Annotated in this window: 17 protein-coding genes; 2 read left to right on the top strand and 15 right to left on the bottom strand. The window is 30.0% G+C overall.

Annotated elements, in window-relative coordinates; translation table 11 throughout:
• Positions 1-132: 132 nt before the first annotated feature.
• From recO to rpsU, 7 genes are all read right to left on the bottom strand, one after another.
• Positions 133-894 carry a DNA repair protein RecO gene (gene recO, locus DY123_RS02935; protein WP_140924104.1) on the bottom strand — a complete coding sequence of 254 codons (762 nt, stop codon included), beginning with the start codon at positions 892-894 and terminating at the stop codon, positions 133-135.
• 21 nt (positions 895-915) lie between these two features.
• Positions 916-1,827: a GTPase Era gene (era, locus tag DY123_RS02940; RefSeq protein WP_105964663.1), complete on the bottom strand. Its 912-nt coding sequence runs from the start codon at positions 1,825-1,827 to the stop codon at positions 916-918.
• Between the two features lie 16 nt (positions 1,828-1,843).
• The gene (locus DY123_RS02945) at positions 1,844-2,239 is read right to left on the bottom strand and encodes a diacylglycerol kinase family protein (protein WP_140924105.1); all 396 of its coding nucleotides are present in this window, start codon (positions 2,237-2,239) and stop codon (positions 1,844-1,846) included.
• Positions 2,223-2,702 carry an rRNA maturation RNase YbeY gene (ybeY, locus tag DY123_RS02950; RefSeq protein WP_105964665.1) on the bottom strand — a complete coding sequence of 160 codons (480 nt, stop codon included), beginning with the start codon at positions 2,700-2,702 and terminating at the stop codon, positions 2,223-2,225. The genes DY123_RS02945 and ybeY overlap by 17 nt, the downstream gene beginning before the upstream one ends.
• Positions 2,703-2,719: 17 nt before the next feature.
• Positions 2,720-3,694, bottom strand: a complete 975-nt coding sequence (locus DY123_RS02955; RefSeq protein WP_225426744.1) for a PhoH family protein — start codon at positions 3,692-3,694, stop codon at positions 2,720-2,722.
• Between the two features lie 113 nt (positions 3,695-3,807).
• A complete protein-coding gene (locus DY123_RS02960; RefSeq protein WP_105987624.1) occupies positions 3,808-4,251 on the bottom strand; it encodes a GatB/YqeY domain-containing protein in 444 nt (147 codons plus the stop codon).
• A gap of 70 nt (positions 4,252-4,321) precedes the next feature.
• On the bottom strand, positions 4,322-4,516 hold the full coding sequence (gene rpsU, locus DY123_RS02965; RefSeq protein ID WP_105956104.1) for a 30S ribosomal protein S21: 195 nt from the start codon (positions 4,514-4,516) through the stop codon (positions 4,322-4,324).
• 187 nt (positions 4,517-4,703) lie between these two features.
• Between rpsU and DY123_RS02970 the strand changes: the two genes are divergently transcribed.
• The gene (locus tag DY123_RS02970; protein WP_140924107.1) at positions 4,704-5,513 is read left to right on the top strand and encodes a pyruvate, water dikinase regulatory protein; all 810 of its coding nucleotides are present in this window, start codon (positions 4,704-4,706) and stop codon (positions 5,511-5,513) included.
• Positions 5,514-5,536: 23 nt separating this feature from the next.
• Here DY123_RS02970 and DY123_RS02975 read toward each other — a convergent pair whose 3' ends face one another.
• From DY123_RS02975 to hisS, 7 genes are all read right to left on the bottom strand, one after another.
• Entirely contained in the window at positions 5,537-6,445 is a 909-nt protein-coding gene (locus DY123_RS02975; protein ID WP_140924109.1) for a deoxyribonuclease IV, read from the bottom strand.
• Positions 6,435-7,658 (bottom strand): CDP-glycerol glycerophosphotransferase family protein, encoded by a 1,224-nt coding sequence (locus tag DY123_RS02980; protein WP_140924111.1) that lies wholly within the window; start codon positions 7,656-7,658, stop codon positions 6,435-6,437. Before DY123_RS02980 ends, DY123_RS02975 begins: the two co-directional genes overlap by 11 nt.
• A gap of 24 nt (positions 7,659-7,682) precedes the next feature.
• Positions 7,683-8,492: an ABC transporter permease gene (locus tag DY123_RS02985; protein ID WP_105956107.1), complete on the bottom strand. Its 810-nt coding sequence runs from the start codon at positions 8,490-8,492 to the stop codon at positions 7,683-7,685.
• Positions 8,493-8,508: 16 nt separating this feature from the next.
• Entirely contained in the window at positions 8,509-9,660 is a 1,152-nt protein-coding gene (locus DY123_RS02990) for a CDP-glycerol glycerophosphotransferase family protein (RefSeq protein ID WP_140934379.1), read from the bottom strand.
• An 87-nt stretch (positions 9,661-9,747) separates the two neighbouring features.
• Complete coding sequence (locus DY123_RS02995) at positions 9,748-10,626, bottom strand: YitT family protein (protein WP_105964672.1); 879 nt, start codon at positions 10,624-10,626, stop codon at positions 9,748-9,750.
• 116 nt (positions 10,627-10,742) lie between these two features.
• The gene (gene aspS, locus DY123_RS03000) at positions 10,743-12,521 is read right to left on the bottom strand and encodes an aspartate--tRNA ligase (RefSeq protein ID WP_140934380.1); all 1,779 of its coding nucleotides are present in this window, start codon (positions 12,519-12,521) and stop codon (positions 10,743-10,745) included.
• A gap of 18 nt (positions 12,522-12,539) precedes the next feature.
• Positions 12,540-13,829: a histidine--tRNA ligase gene (gene hisS, locus DY123_RS03005; RefSeq protein ID WP_140924116.1), complete on the bottom strand. Its 1,290-nt coding sequence runs from the start codon at positions 13,827-13,829 to the stop codon at positions 12,540-12,542.
• Positions 13,830-14,202: 373 nt separating this feature from the next.
• On the opposite strand from hisS, the gene DY123_RS03010 reads away from it, so the two are divergent.
• Positions 14,203-15,054, top strand: coding sequence for a fructosamine kinase family protein (locus DY123_RS03010; protein WP_140924118.1), 852 nt, complete (start codon positions 14,203-14,205; stop codon positions 15,052-15,054).
• Here the strand turns inward: DY123_RS03010 and DY123_RS03015 are convergent.
• On the bottom strand, positions 15,047-15,685 hold the full coding sequence (locus DY123_RS03015; protein WP_140924119.1) for an HAD-IA family hydrolase: 639 nt from the start codon (positions 15,683-15,685) through the stop codon (positions 15,047-15,049). The two genes, DY123_RS03010 and DY123_RS03015, sit on opposite strands and share 8 nt — an antisense overlap.
• Positions 15,686-15,690: the final 5 nt, after the last annotated feature.

The following is a 15,690-nucleotide window of genomic DNA, read 5'->3' on the forward strand; positions in this document are numbered from 1 at the left end:
TATTATAGACAATAATGACTAGCTTACACTATCCTAGACTCGCTGATAAATAGTCATATAATAAAATTCTTTTATCTTTACCTATTAATTCATTTAATTTAATAATAATTTAGCAAACTGAAAAAGTCAATTCTATAATTTTAAATCATTAATTTGGTCTAGGAAATGTTTACTCTTTAAATTTATACCAACAGTATCTTGATATAATTTATCTAAAACATTTCTTAGGTTTCTTTTAGTATTTTCATTCACATTGATATTATTAATTTTTTGAATGTCTATCACTGAAAATTTTCTTAAATAAAATACAGTTTTAGCATCTAAATGAAGTCGATGTAGATCCATGTGATAATGTTTAGCACAAATTAAGCCCCCATATGCTTCGGAATAATCCATGGGTAAGTCGTTTCGACCACAAATAGTACAACCTCTAAATTCTGGCTGTACACCAAAAACATTTAGTAATTGTATTTCAATAATATTAGTAATAATTGCTGCATCGATTCCATTATTAATTAGTTTTAAAGCTTCAAAAAGTTTATTAAACCATCCCAAAATTGGAGTGGAATCTGGAAAAGCAACATCAATTAAAGACATTATATAAGTGGCATATGCATTCAAATAAATATCCTGACTAATGTTTTCATAATGGTCTGTATCTAATGCACTATAAATATAAGATAAATTATCTCTACTTATTTTCCCAGAATATAGTCCATAGGTAAAAGGCAAAATATCAGGCATCATTTTAAAGCCTCTTTTACGTGCCCCTCGAATAAAAAACATCTTTTTGCCAGCTTCAGCTGTTAGAAACTTGACCAACATATCGCGTTCTTTAAAATTTTTACGATATAATAAAATTCCGTGAAAATTCATGTATGTTTGTGCATTCATCAATATTCACCAACCAAATCATTAATAATTTTCTTTCTTGTTATATCCTAATGATTTTAAAATCGATGGATTGTCTCGCCAACCGGTTTGAACTTTAACCCATAATTTTAGATAAACTTTGCTACCCAATAAATCTTCAATATCTTGACGTGCCAAAGTACCTATTTTCTTAAGCATCGATCCCTGTTTACCAATTAAGATACCCTTTTGGCCAGGACGATCTACTAAAATGTCTGCTTGAATATCAACATTACCATTATCTTTAGTTTTCATACTTAAAATATCAATAGCTACTGAATAAGGAATTTCTTGACGTGTTAAGGAAAGAATCTTTTCTCTAATCAACTCAGCTACAATAAATCTTTCAGGATGATCTGTTACTTCATCTTCAGGATAATATTGAGGTCCAGCTGGTAATTTATCTTTCAAATTATCCATCAGTTCATCAACATTGTTACCTTGAAGTGCTGAAATTGGAAATACTTCATTCCAATTAAGTGCTTTTTTATAAGTATCCATAATCTCTAATAATTTATTAGGATTAATCTCATCAATTTTATTAATAATTAAATAAACTGGTTTATCAATTTTTTTAAGTTGATTAATAATAAAGTTATCACCAGCACCTCTAGTTTCAGTGGCACTAATCATGAATAATACTGCATCAATATCTTTTAAAGCAGAAAAAGCAGATTTATCCATAAAATCATCTAATTGATTACTTGGTTTATGAATACCAGGAGTATCTAGGAAAATAATTTGTGAATCATCATCTGTATAAACTCCTTGTATCTTGTTTCTAGTTGTTTGAGCTTTATCACTCATAATAGCAATTTTTTGCCCTATAATACGATTTAAAAATGTAGACTTTCCAACATTAGGTCTACCTACAATTGCTACAAATCCTGAATGAAAATTAGGATCAAAATCCATAAAGTACATCCCCTGTTTAATTTAATTTTTGTAAAATAATTGGTAAAAATATAATTAATCCAACCAATATAGAAAATAGTGAAGCAATCAATACACCGCCAGCAGCAACATCTTTTGCTTTTTTAGCTAAATCATTATATTTATCTCCAACAAATAGATCTACCACTGTTTCGATGATTGTATTAATCGTTTCAGATAAAAGAACTAAAAATAAAGCTAACAATATCCAAAGCCATTCGTTTAAGTTTATTTTTAAATAAACTGAAAAGATAATTACTACTAAACTACTAAATAAATGAAACCTAAAGTTACGTTCATCTTTAATTAAAGTTATAATTCCTTGCAAAGCATGTAAAAAAGACACTATGAAATGCTTATTTTTATGAACTTGCTTGTTACCTTTTAAGCCCATAACTATCCATTATCTTTCTTTGTAAAGGAAACATAACGGCTTCATCTTCAGGCTCCATATGATCGTACCCATTTAAATGCAAGAATCCATGCACTACTAAGAAACCTAATTCTCTTTCATATGAATGATTTAAAAATTCAGCTTGTTCTGCTACCTTATCAATAGAAACGAATATGTCACCGATATTTTCAGGTATCTCATTAGCCATTTCGTCATCCATTATTAAAGGAAAATCATCGTCTCCATCTTCAATTGCAAAACTAATAACATCAGTAGCTCGGTCCACACCTCGATATTCTTTATTAATATCTTTAATTTTGTCATTATTCACAAAAGTAACTGACATCTCTGTATTTTCCTTTAAATCAAGATATTTACCAGCATATTCTAAAACATCTTGAACTAAAGATGTGTCTTTATCAGAAACTCCGTTGTTTGTTTTATCATAGATTTCTAAATCCATATAAATTCCTACCTTCACTATTTTTGATTATCAGAATAATTTTCATAAGCATCAATTATCTTAGCAACAACTGGATGTCTTACTACATCATTAGAATTAAATGTAACAAATCTGATTTTCTTTACATTCTTTAAAATTTTCTGTGCTTGAACAAGACCACTACTTGCATGTCTAGGTAAATCAATTTGTGAAATATCACCATTAACAATCATATTTGATCCAAATCCTAAACGTGTTAAAAACATTTTCATTTGAGCAGTAGTTGTATTTTGAGCTTCATCTAAAATGACAAAAGCATTATCTAAGGTACGACCACGCATATATGCTAAAGGCGCAATTTCAATAACTTCTCTTTCCATTAAACGAGCAGTATGTTCACGACCTAAAATAGCATGTAAAGCATCATAAATTGGTCTTAAATATGGATCAACTTTTTCTTTTAAATCTCCAGGCAAGAAGCCTAAACTTTCACCGGCTTCAACAGCTGGACGCGTTAAAATAATTTTATCAACATCTCCATGCTTTAAAGCAGCAATTGCCATAACCACTGCTAAATATGTTTTACCGGTTCCAGCAGGACCTATTCCAAATGTTATATCATTACGTTTTACTGATTGAACGTATTGTCTTTGCCCAAAATTCTTAACCCTTACAGGTTTTCCTTTGGCGTCCTTAATCAAAATTTGATTATACAAATCTCTAAAATATTCTAAAGTACCATTTTTGGACATATTCATAGCACTAACGAAATCACTACTATTTAATGTTATACCATCTTGCAATAACTTTACTAAATTATCTAAAACTGAGATAACCTGATTAACATTATCTTCATTACCTGAAACTTTGATTTTAGTTCCGAAGGCATTAATAGAAACATCCATACCTTCTTCAAGAATTGAAATATTTTTATTTTGTGGACCTAATAATATTGGCTCAAAATCTAAATTATTTAGAGTAAATTCTTTTTTCACTGAAGTATTTTCTGTCAATATAGCGACTCCTTTTGTAATATAATAACCAAATCTTAGCATAGTTTATAAATTTTAAAAAGCTATACATTATGTATGACAAGATTAATCATATTTAATCTTGTTTTAAAAAATTATTTTAAATTATTTTTAACTGATTTTTGCACTAAAGATCCATCAGCTTTTCCTTTGACTTTAGGCATTACTGCACCCATAACTTTACCAAAATCAGACATGTTAGAAGCACCTACTGAATTAATTGTTTCAGAGACAACTTCATCAATTTCTGCTTGTGATAATTGCTTAGGAGCATATTTTTCTAAAACTTTCATTTCGGATTCTTGAGTTTCTACTAAGTCATCACGATCAGCCTTTTTAAAGTCATCAATGGATTCTTTATGTTGTTTAACTTCACGACTAATTACTGTTAATTCCTCGTCTTCTGATAAATCATGACCCAATTTAATTTTTTCATTCATCAAATCAGTTTTAATCATTCTGATAACAGTTAAAGCAACCTTATCGTGTGACTTCATTGCATTCTTTAAATCATTGTTAATACTATTTGAAATACTCATATTTATAATACCCCCAAGTTAGTTGTAGCTAGTAAAAAAACGTTCCTGAAATAACAGGAACGTTTTTTAATTAAAAGCGACGTCTTTTCTTCTTGTTGTTGCGCTTTCTTGCTGCTTCAGATTTTAATTTACGTTTAACACTAGGTTTTTCGTAGAATTCTCGCTTACGGTATTCACGTAAAGTACCGTTTTTGGAAACTGTACGTTTGAAACGACGAAGAGCATCATCAAGAGATTCGTTTTTGCGAACGACTGTTTTTGACATATGAAAATTCCCTCCCTCCGAGCTCGAAATATAACCGCTTTAATTGCTATGTAGCATTGATTAAAACTGTTCTTAATAATTATACAAAACAATGTATAACACGTCAATATCACAATTAAGAAATTATGTAATTATTTTATGATAAAATAATTACAAGCATTTAAATTAATTAAAGGAGCTTGTTGATATGGATAAATTGCCTATATTTGCAATATCTGATTCTAGCGGTGAAACTGCTATGCAAGTAGCAAAAACTGCAGGATCTCAATTCAATGAAACTAACTTAGATTATGAAAGATATCCTTTTATAACAACCGAATCAATACTAAATGGAATTTTAAAAATTGCTGCTGAAAAACAAGCAGTTATTTTTCATACCCTAGTTAATCCAAAATTAAGTGATATTATAGAAAACTTTGCAGAAGAAAATGATTTGCAAAGTGTCGACTGCATACAATCGCCTATGAAGGCCATTAGTAATCGTTTAGGTAGCAAACCTGAAAGAGTTAGCGGAATGGTTCATGACTTAAATGAAGAATACTTTAAAAGAATTGCAGCGATGGAATTTTCAGTAGAGAATGACGATGGTAATAATCCACAAAATTTAAAAGAAGCTGATGTGGTTATACTAGGTATTTCTAGAACTTCTAAAACACCATTATCTTTATACTTAGCAAATAAGAAATTAAAAGTATCAAATGTCCCTATTGGTCCAGAAACTCAACTACCAGAAGAAATTTGGCAAATCGATAATGAAAAAATATTTGGATTAACAAGCGATATATCAAAAATTCAAAAAATAAGAAAAGCAAGAATGCTTTCTTATGGTTTGGAAGAAGATACTCCTTATTCAGATTCTGAAAATATAAAAAAAGAATTAAATTATGCAAAAGATTTATATAATAAACTAAATTGTCTGCAAATTAATGTTGCCGACAAATCAATAGAAGAAACTGCGACTATAATAATGGAAAGTTTAAATATAGATACAAAATAAAAAAGAGCCCTAAGGCTCTTTTTTTATTGATTAATAATATCATCCATTAAGTTTGGATTAAATTTTTCATTCTTTAACATTTGAACCTCAAAATAGTGAGGAGAAACTTTTTTCTTCTTGTCTTTATCAATTGTAACAGCTGGAGTTTCCATGATTTTAGGAACATCAACTAAGCTTTTATGATGAGCTACATAATTAAGACAATCAAATCCTAATTCACCTAACCCAATAATTTCATGTCTATCTTTATGACTTCCCATTGGATTCTTAGAATCATTTAAATGAACAACTTTAATTCTATTAAGACCAATAATATGATCAAATTCATTTAAAACACCATCAAAGTCATTTTTAATATCATAACCGGCATCACTAGTATGACAAGTATCAAAAGTAACCGACAATTTTTCATTATCTTCAACGCCATCAATAATTTGAGCTAGTTCTTCAAAGTTACGACCCACTTCAGTTCCTTTACCTGCCATGGTTTCTAAAGCTATTTGAATCTTTTGATCAGGTTCAATAACTTCATTTAAGCCTGCTGAAATTTGTTTAATAGCAGCATCTGCTCCAGCACCAACATGTGATCCTGGATGCAAAACAATTTGTGTGGCACCTATTGCTTCTGCACGCTTTATCTCGTCATGTAAAAAGTTAATTCCAAAATGAAAATTACGTGGTTTATTAACATTACCAAGATTAATAATATATGGAGCATGGACAACAACTTCTTCTAAGTTATTATCTTTCATATAAGCTTTACCGTCATCGGCTCTCAATTCATTGATTGGTTTTCTTCTAGTATTTTGAGGAGCCCCTGTATAAACCATAAAAGTATTTTCATCATAACTTTTAGCTTCTTCAGCTGATCCCAAAAACATTTTAGAACCATTCATACTGACATGTGAACCAATTAAGAAATTATCTTTCATTATTAATCCCCCTCATAATTTTTACAAAACTTTTAGACGAGTTAGCGGATTCCCAAGAACAAAACTTATCATAAAATAGATTAAATTGATTATCATAATCTTTAAATTTACCAATTTCATTAAATTCATTAATCTTACTATAAAATGAATTAGCATCTTGAACTAGTGGACCAGGTACATCTTTTTTATAGTCAAAATAAAATCCTCTTAATTCTTCTTCATAATGATTTAAATCGTAAGCAAAGAATAACATCGGACGTCTAAGGTTAGCATAATCAAACATTACAGAAGAATAATCAGTAATCAATAAATCAGAAATCAAATATAAATTACTTATATCTTCTTCTGCCATAATTTTGACTCGGCCTTCATATCCACTAATATCAATAGCATCTTTAACTAAATAATGCGGTCTTATTATTAAAATAGTATTATCATCAACATTATCAAAAAATTGCTTTAAACTAAATGGTAATTCAAAGTTATAAACACCCTTTGTTTTATAATCATCATCACGCCAAGTAGGTGCATATGTTATTACTTTAGCCTTTTTGTCACCAATTAAACTATATTTTAATTTTGCAATATTTTCAGAATTGTCACTATTATATAAAACATCATTTCTAGGATAACCAATATCTAAAAACTGATTATTAAAGTCAAAAGCCCTAGCAAAAATTTGATGCGAATATTGATTAGGTGCAATTAAATAATCCCAACGATGAGCTTCATTAACAAAACGTCTTTTGTATTTGTCAGTATCAGTTCCTGGCATTTTAACATTAGCAATATCAATTCCTAATTTTTTTAACGGTGTACCATGCCAAGTTTGCATATAAGTAGTACCCTTGTTTTTTTTCCACCAGTTAGGAGTTCTAGAATTAAAAATCCAAAAATTAGATCTTGCCATTATCCAAACCCATTTAGGTAAAAATCTTCTTACCATTTTGACATCAGGATATTTTTCTTTCAAAGTTTTAAATTCAGAAACCTTGACAGCAAAGTAAGCTAAATTTTTATATTCTGGAAATTCTTTGATCCACTCATCATAGATAGCTGCTGGATTATCGTTAATATCTTTTCCCTTAAAGCTTTCAAAAACAACTAAATTTTTTTTAACAGGAAAAATAATCAATATATCATTCAAAATAATTAAACAAAATCTTATAAAAAGTTTAATCATTTTAATTATTTTGTTTTTTACTTTAATCATAAAGATAATCAATTCCTTTTAGAATTAAATATAGTCAACAAATCTTGCTCTAAACTTATAATGTAGATGTGAACCTACCAGTAAGAAGAACAATACCATTAACCAAAAAATAAGCATCAACAATGGCTTTTGCCAGAACCAATCTTGTCCTAACATTGATTCTCTAAAGCCAGATACAATATAGAAGAATGGATTTAATTGTAAAATTCTAACAAAGAAAGCTGGAAATGCATTTGTTTCAAAATTGAATAGTACCCCAGACATATAGAATAAAACACGCATTAACGATTGTAAGAAAATACGATAATCACGCACTAAAATGGTAACTGTAGAATTGAAAGTTCCAAAAGCTACTAGCCAACATATCATTGCAAAGAAATAATAGAACCATTGTAACCAATAAACATTAGGAACAATGCCACCCTTTACGTATGCTATGAAAATTGAAAAAATTAACATTGCCCAAAATGAACTTAAATTAGAAATAACCTTAATTGTAGGCAAAACACTAACTGGAAACTTCATCTTAGAAACCATACCAACTTGTTGATAGATACTTTTAGATGAATCAAGTGTGGTAGCGTTCATGTAAAACCATGGAGTAATTCCGATTACCATCCATGTTAGGTAATCAATACCATTGGAGGTACCCTTTTTTAAACCAATTCCGAAAACTAACCAATAAATACCAATTTGAATTAGTGGATATAAATATTCCCAAACTAACCCTAAATAATGACTTTGATAATCAGATTTATCTTGATATTTCGAGATTCTAAACATTATTCCTATATTACTAATTTGTTCTTTAATTAATGTAATGACTTCCTTCAAGTCGATCACACTTCCTTTACTTTAAACTTTTTATATATTTCTTTATTACACGATCTGTAGCAAAACCATCATTATACTTATTCCAAATATTATTAAAATTAGTAAAATCGGTTTTTGCATTTTCTTTAATTGCACTTGCTAAAACATCTGTATTTTTAATTGGTTTATTTGGCAACCAATTAATCATATCATCCTGTATTCCTGGATGCCTCTTATATTGATCAATGTCAAACATATAAAACAACATTGAATGGGCATTAGGTAATAGAGAATAATCAAATGCTATTGAAGAATAATCAGTAACCAAAGTATCAGTAACAACTAATAAATCAGTAGTCGATAATTGACTAAAAAATAAAACATTATCAGAGGTCGCTTCTCTTTGCATTTTTTGTTCTATTTTATTTAAAAGCGGATGCAATTTAATAATTACAATTGCATTAGGATCAGCTGTTAAAGCTGAAATAACTTTTTTAGGTGGGTTAAAAGATTTTCCATCATTACGATAAGTAGGTGCATATAAAATAACGCGATTATCTTTTAATTGCGGAGCAAAATGATAAACTCTTCTTTTAGCAATGTCACGCCACTTTTCTTTAAAAAGACGATCAGAACGAGGATATCCTAACATCTTCATTCTATCAAATGGCACATGATAGCTTTTTTCAAATACCTGTCCCATTGTTTTAGAAGCAACTACATAATCATCAAAATGATTATAAACTTTCTGGAAACGACGCTTATCGCTCTTACTACGTTCGTCAGTGGAAGGATCCTCCCAACCAAACTTTTTAATTGCACCATTAGCATGCCATAATTGAACAATTTTAGTTTTACTACTATGAATAATACCACCAATAAAAGCAAAATAATTATCACAAAAAATGATTTGACCAGTCATAATCTTGGGGATCACATTAAATATAAGATTAATTCCATCTTTGAATTGGATAGTTTTAATACCGTAAGCTGCTAAATCAGTTGCAACCGCTTCATTATCAGATTGATAAAAAACAATTAATTTTTTACCTTTTGGCAAATTTCTAGCCATTGATTTAATCAACCCTGGATTATTATCAAAACTCATTATGTAGATAACATTTTCTTTTTTTCTAAATAAACATAATAAAGATACAATTTTTATTAAAAACAAATATATAACTTTCAAAACTTATCCCACCATATTAATGTTAATTGAAACCTTATACAAACAATTATTATAACACATTCGTCAATTAACAATTAATTCAATATTTTATTTTAGCTTATGCTCATAAAAATGGCCTAAAATATTTTCAGCTTCTGTGATACTTGCAAATGCGTGTGGATCAGATTCAGCCAATGCTTCTTCTAATTCAGACATTTCGTATCTAGATATGGTTGTAAATAATATTTCTTTTTTATTGTGATTATAAGCCCCTTCAGCATTATGAATAATTGTAATTCCTCTGGGCATATGGCTTTGAATACTATCAATAACAGTTTTAGGATGATCCGTCACTATTAATACTTGCATTCTTTGTTGCCTAGTATAAGCAAAATCAATAGCCTTGGCATTAACAACAATTCCAATTGCAGAATAAAATGCATAGGGCCAACCATATTCAAAACCAGCAGCCGTAATTATAAAGACATTAAAAGCTATATTAATAGTTCCAATACTACGCCCTGTTTTTCGCCGGATAACTATCCCTAGTATATCCAATCCACCAGTTGAAATCTCATTTTTTAAACTCATTCCAGTACCTAATCCATTTACGACCCCACCAAAAATAGCACATATCATTGGATCATGAGTTAAATAAACAGGATGAATAGCTTTAATCATAAAACTGGCTAAGAAAACAGTTAAAATTGTAAAAAAAGTAAACTGATGACCAATTTGTTTCCAAGCTAAAACAAAGAAAGGAATATTTAACATAAACAAACCAATTGAAGGTGGTATTGTAATTGGAAAATATCTAGTTGATAAAGTATTTATTAATTGTGATAAACCTGTAAAACCAGATGAATAAATATTACCTGGAGTCCAAAAGAAGTTCATAGCAATTGACACCATGATTCCATACATAACTGCTGTAGAAGCTTTTGCTACATATTGATGTCTTTTTAAAATCTGTTGAACATCATCCATAATTTTCATTACCCCTCTTATAAAGATGCAAATAGTATAACATTAATAATAAATTAATCATATTTATTTCAGATAAAAAAGGAACTTCCTCAATAATAGGAAGTTCCTTTTAAAAATTATTCTTTATAAGTATCTTCACTTTCAAGTCCCAAATCGTCTAATTGTTTTTGTGATACGGGAGCAGGAGCATTGGTCATTGGTTCAGTTGCTTTTGAATTCTTAGGGAATGCAATGACATCACGAATATTTTCGGTTTGCGCTAATAATCTAGCAAATCGATCCAATCCAATAGCTAAACCGCCATGAGGTGGAAAGCCATAGTCTAAAGCATCTAAGAAGTAACCAAATCTTGCTTGAGCTTTTTCGCGATCAAATCCTAACGCTCTTAACATCTTTAATTGTAGTTCTTTATTATGAATACGGATAGAACCGCCACCTAATTCCAAACCATTTAGAATAATATCATAACTTTGAGCATGTGCAGCATGTGGATTTTCACCTTCATTAAGGTAATGTTCATCACCTTCATTAGGCATAGTAAATGGATGGTGAGCAGGTACCCATCTTTCAGCACCTTCATCGTATTCAAACAATGGCCAATCAACTACCCATAGGAAGTCAAATACGTTCTCTGGAATCATATCTAATTCTTCAGCAATTGCACAACGTAAGTAACCCAAAGTATCGGCAACAACTTTATCACGATCTGCAGCAAATAGTAATAAATCACCTGATTTTGCACCCATACGGTCCTTAATTGCTTCTTCGGTATCATCATCAAAGAATTTAGCAATTGGTCCTGTAAATCCATCATCAGTAATCTTCATCCAAGCTAATCCCTTAGCACCAAAACGTTCAATGTATGAGGCATATTTGTCTATGTCCTTTCTTGAATACTTTTCAGCACCATCAGGTACAGCGATCGCTTTAACTTGGCCACCATCTTTAATGGTGTTTGAGAATACTTTAAAGTTAACATCTTTCACAATATCTGATAAATCTTTTAGTTCCATACCAAATCTAACATCTGGTTGATCAGTACCAAAACGGTCCATTGATTCTTGCCAAGTAATACGTTTGAAAGGTGCTTTAATGTCTAATCCTAAAGTATCTTTCATTACCTTAGAAATTAAGCCTTCTGTTAGTTCTTGGATATCTTCAGCATTTAAGAATGAAGTTTCCATATCGATTTGTGTAAATTCAGGTTGACGATCTCCACGTAAGTCTTCATCACGGAAACAACGAGCAATTTGATAATAACGATCGAATCCAGCACCCATTAATAATTGTTTAAATAATTGAGGTGATTGTGGTAATGCATAAAATGATCCATGATATAGTCTTGAAGGTACTAAGTAATCACGGGCTCCTTCAGGAGTTGAAACTGTTAAATTAGGAGTTTCAATATCAATAAATCCATTTTTATCAAAATAGCTATGAACAGATTGCATAATTCTGTTTCTTAACATGATTCCCTTTTGTACTTCTGGACGTCTTAAATCTAAGTAACGATACTTTAACTTAGTTTCTTCAGAAGCATTAATATTATTTTTAATATCAAAAGGAGGATTTTTAGCCTTATTGAAGATTTTTACATCATTAACATCTACTTCAATTTTTCCGGTTTTCATGTCTTCGTTAATTTCATTTTCAGCTCTTGAAACTACGGTTCCTTTAACTTGAATGACATATTCATTTCTTAATTGATCAGCAGTGTCCAATGCTTTTTTACTATATTCATCACTGAATACTAATTGAACAAGTCCTTCTCGATCTCTTAAATCAATAAATATTAATTTACCAAGATCTCTTCTTCTTGAAACCCATCCATCTAGGCAAATTTCTTGGTTCAGATATTTTTCATCAACTAGTCCGCAATAAGTTGTGCGTTCCATAATCTTTTCCTCCCCTTGTTATTCGAAGTTTTCTTCGATTAACTTTCCAAAATTATTTTTTACATCTTCTAATTTAAAAGTAACTTCTTTACCAGTTTCCATATGTTTAACGTGAACTGTACCATCTTCAATTTCTTGGTCACCAATGGTTAAAGTGAAGTTAGCATTAAGTTTATTAGCGCTCTTAAATTGAGCTTTAGGTTTACGACTTAAATAGTCACGATCTGCAGCAAATCCATTCATTCTCAATGATTGAACAATCTTTAAAGTTTCTAAATTTGCTTTATCTCCAATACCTACAACATAGGCATCTAACGGATTAAATGCTGGAAATTCTACCTTTTCAGATTCCATAAGAAGTAATAATCTTTCAACTCCTAAACCAAATCCTACTCCTGGCATTTCTGGTCCACCTAATTCTTTAACTAAACCATCATAACGTCCACCAGCACAGATAGTAGTATAACCTTCACCTAAGGCTTTAGAATTAGCCATAACTTCAAAAATAGTATGGTTATAGTAATCTAATCCACGAACCATAGTATGATCAATACTATATTTAATTCCTAATTCATCTAACAAAGTAGTAACTTTATTAAAATGTTGCTTAGCGTTATCTGACAAATAATCCAAAATTGAAGGTGCATTATCAACAAAAGGTTGATCTGCAGGGTCTTTACTATCTAAAACACGCAGTGGATTTTTATTCAGTCTTTCCTGAGAATCTTCACTTAAGCTATCAAAATGAGGAGTTAAATAGTCTATAAGCGCTTTGCGATAGTTTGCTCTAGTTTCTTTATCACCTAAAGTATTAATAGCTAAACGTAAATCATTAATTCCATAATGTTGTAATAAGTCCATTGCCATTGCAATAACTTCTACATCTAATTCTGGAGCTTCACTACCAAAAGCTTCAACACCAATTTGATGGAACTCTCTTAAACGACCTGATTGTGGTCTTTCATATCTAAACATTGGTCCCATATAAAAAACTTTAACTGGTTTTTGTGTATCAGGACCATAAAGTTTGTTTTCCACAAAAGAACGAACTACTCCAGCAGTTCCTTCTGGTCTTAATGTTACGTGACGATCACCTTTATCATAGAAATCATACATTTCTTTAGTTACAATATCTGAAGTTTCTCCTGATGTTCTTGAAAAAACATCAAAATTTTCAAACATTGGGGTTCTAATTTCTTGATAACGATAATCAGAAAATATCATTCTAGCGGTTTCTTCAATATATTGCCATTTTTCTGATTCTCCAGGCAAAATATCTGCTGTTCCTTTTGGACGTTGATATCTCATTAGCAATACCTCCAATTTAAAATTAAAAACAGGGCGAATAAAAAAAGCCCTTGTCTAATATTAAAAAATATAGACAAGGGCGCAAAAAGCACGGTACCACCTTTACTTTGACTATTATGTAACGTATAAAACGAATGATCTAATCATAAAAATAAAGATCATTAGCCTCCAAAGTGTCATTTCTGGAATTTTAACAGTCGTCATTTCACCAAATTGACGCTCTCTTTTTCAGAAAAATCCCGTACTTTTCTTTTTCATCAGCGAACTATTCTATTCAATTTTTAGATTAATGTAATTATGCAAAAAAGTCAAGGATTACTTGTAAGCATTTATAAAATTATTTATTATAATGTAAGTATTGGAGGTAATAATTATGAAAAAATTAAACGAAAAATGGTTATCTCAATTACCCTTTAATAAAATTGAACAATTGACTCCAGTAAGTGGTGGCGATATTAATGACTCATATTCATTATTAGCAGATAATAAAAAATATTTTATGAAAGTACAACCTAACAGAGGTAAAAAGTTTTTTGAACATGAAGCGCAAGGTATTCACCTTTTATCAAAAGCAGCTAGAGTTCCACACATAATACAATATGGACAAATAGAAGAAGATGGCTTTTTAATTCAAGATTGGATTAATGTTAAAAACAATGGTGACCAATACGAATTAGGAAAAATGGTTGCAAATGTTCATAAAATTCATAATTCAAAATTTGGTTTAGATAAAAATTTTGACCTAGGAAAAATCCCCAAAAATAATGAGTGGAATAATAGCTGGACTGATTTTTATATAGATCAAAGATTAAATCCATTAGTGCATATGGCTCAAAAAAATGGTCTATGGAATGACTCTCGGCAAAAAGGATATGAAAAATTAAAAAAGAATTTCATTTCAGACTTTAACGAAAGAAGTATAACCCCTTCTTTATTACATGGAGATTTATGGTCAGGTAACTTTATGTTTAACGAAAAAGGATTACCCTTACTAATTGATCCTGATGTATTTTACGGTGATCGTGAAATGGATATTGGCATCACCACTGTTTTTGGTGGATTTAATAAACAATTCTATCAAGGATATAATGCAGAATATCCATTGGAACAAGGTTGGCAACAAAGATTAATATATTATCAATTTTATTACTTAATGGCTCATTTAAATCTATTTGGGGAAACTTATGGATTTGCAGTTGATAATATTTTAAACAAAATTATTTAAAATATTTTTGCAAAAAATCGTAATAATTATTAATTTCTATTTCAGGGTTACCCTTTGATTCAATTATATTATTATTATCAAATAAGCATCCCTTAATTGATGCATTGTGCGCAGCATCAATATCTAACTTACGATCACCAATCATCATAGCATCTGATCGACTAATATTATGTTTCTGAATTAAATAATTTAATGCTTCTGGATCAGGCTTTCTTTTAAAAGCCTGATTTTTTGTAACAATATCAGCAAAGAAATGTCTTAGGTTAAAATCTTGTAGTAAATTTAAAGCAAAATTATCACGATGAGTTAATAAATAATTTTTACCACCTTGATCATCGACCATTTTTAACACTTTATCAACATTTAAAAATGGTTGGGCATTAACTATATCCTCTTTTTCAAATTTATGATAAATACCAGATAATTCTTCTTTATTAATACTAAACTCAGCAGCAAATTTTTGTAATGCTGTCCCTAGAGAATGTTGACGCATTGTTAATAAAATATCACATTTATCAATTTCCATTTCATCAATATTCATTGCTTCTAACGCATCAGCAAAACTATCAACCATAATTGGATAAGTATCAAATAAGGTCCCATCAAAATCCCAAAAAATATTTTTTTGCATAATTA

Origin of the sequence: Apilactobacillus micheneri, assembly GCF_006493595.1 — a bacterium.
Classification (GTDB): Bacteria; Bacillota; Bacilli; order Lactobacillales; family Lactobacillaceae; genus Apilactobacillus; species Apilactobacillus micheneri.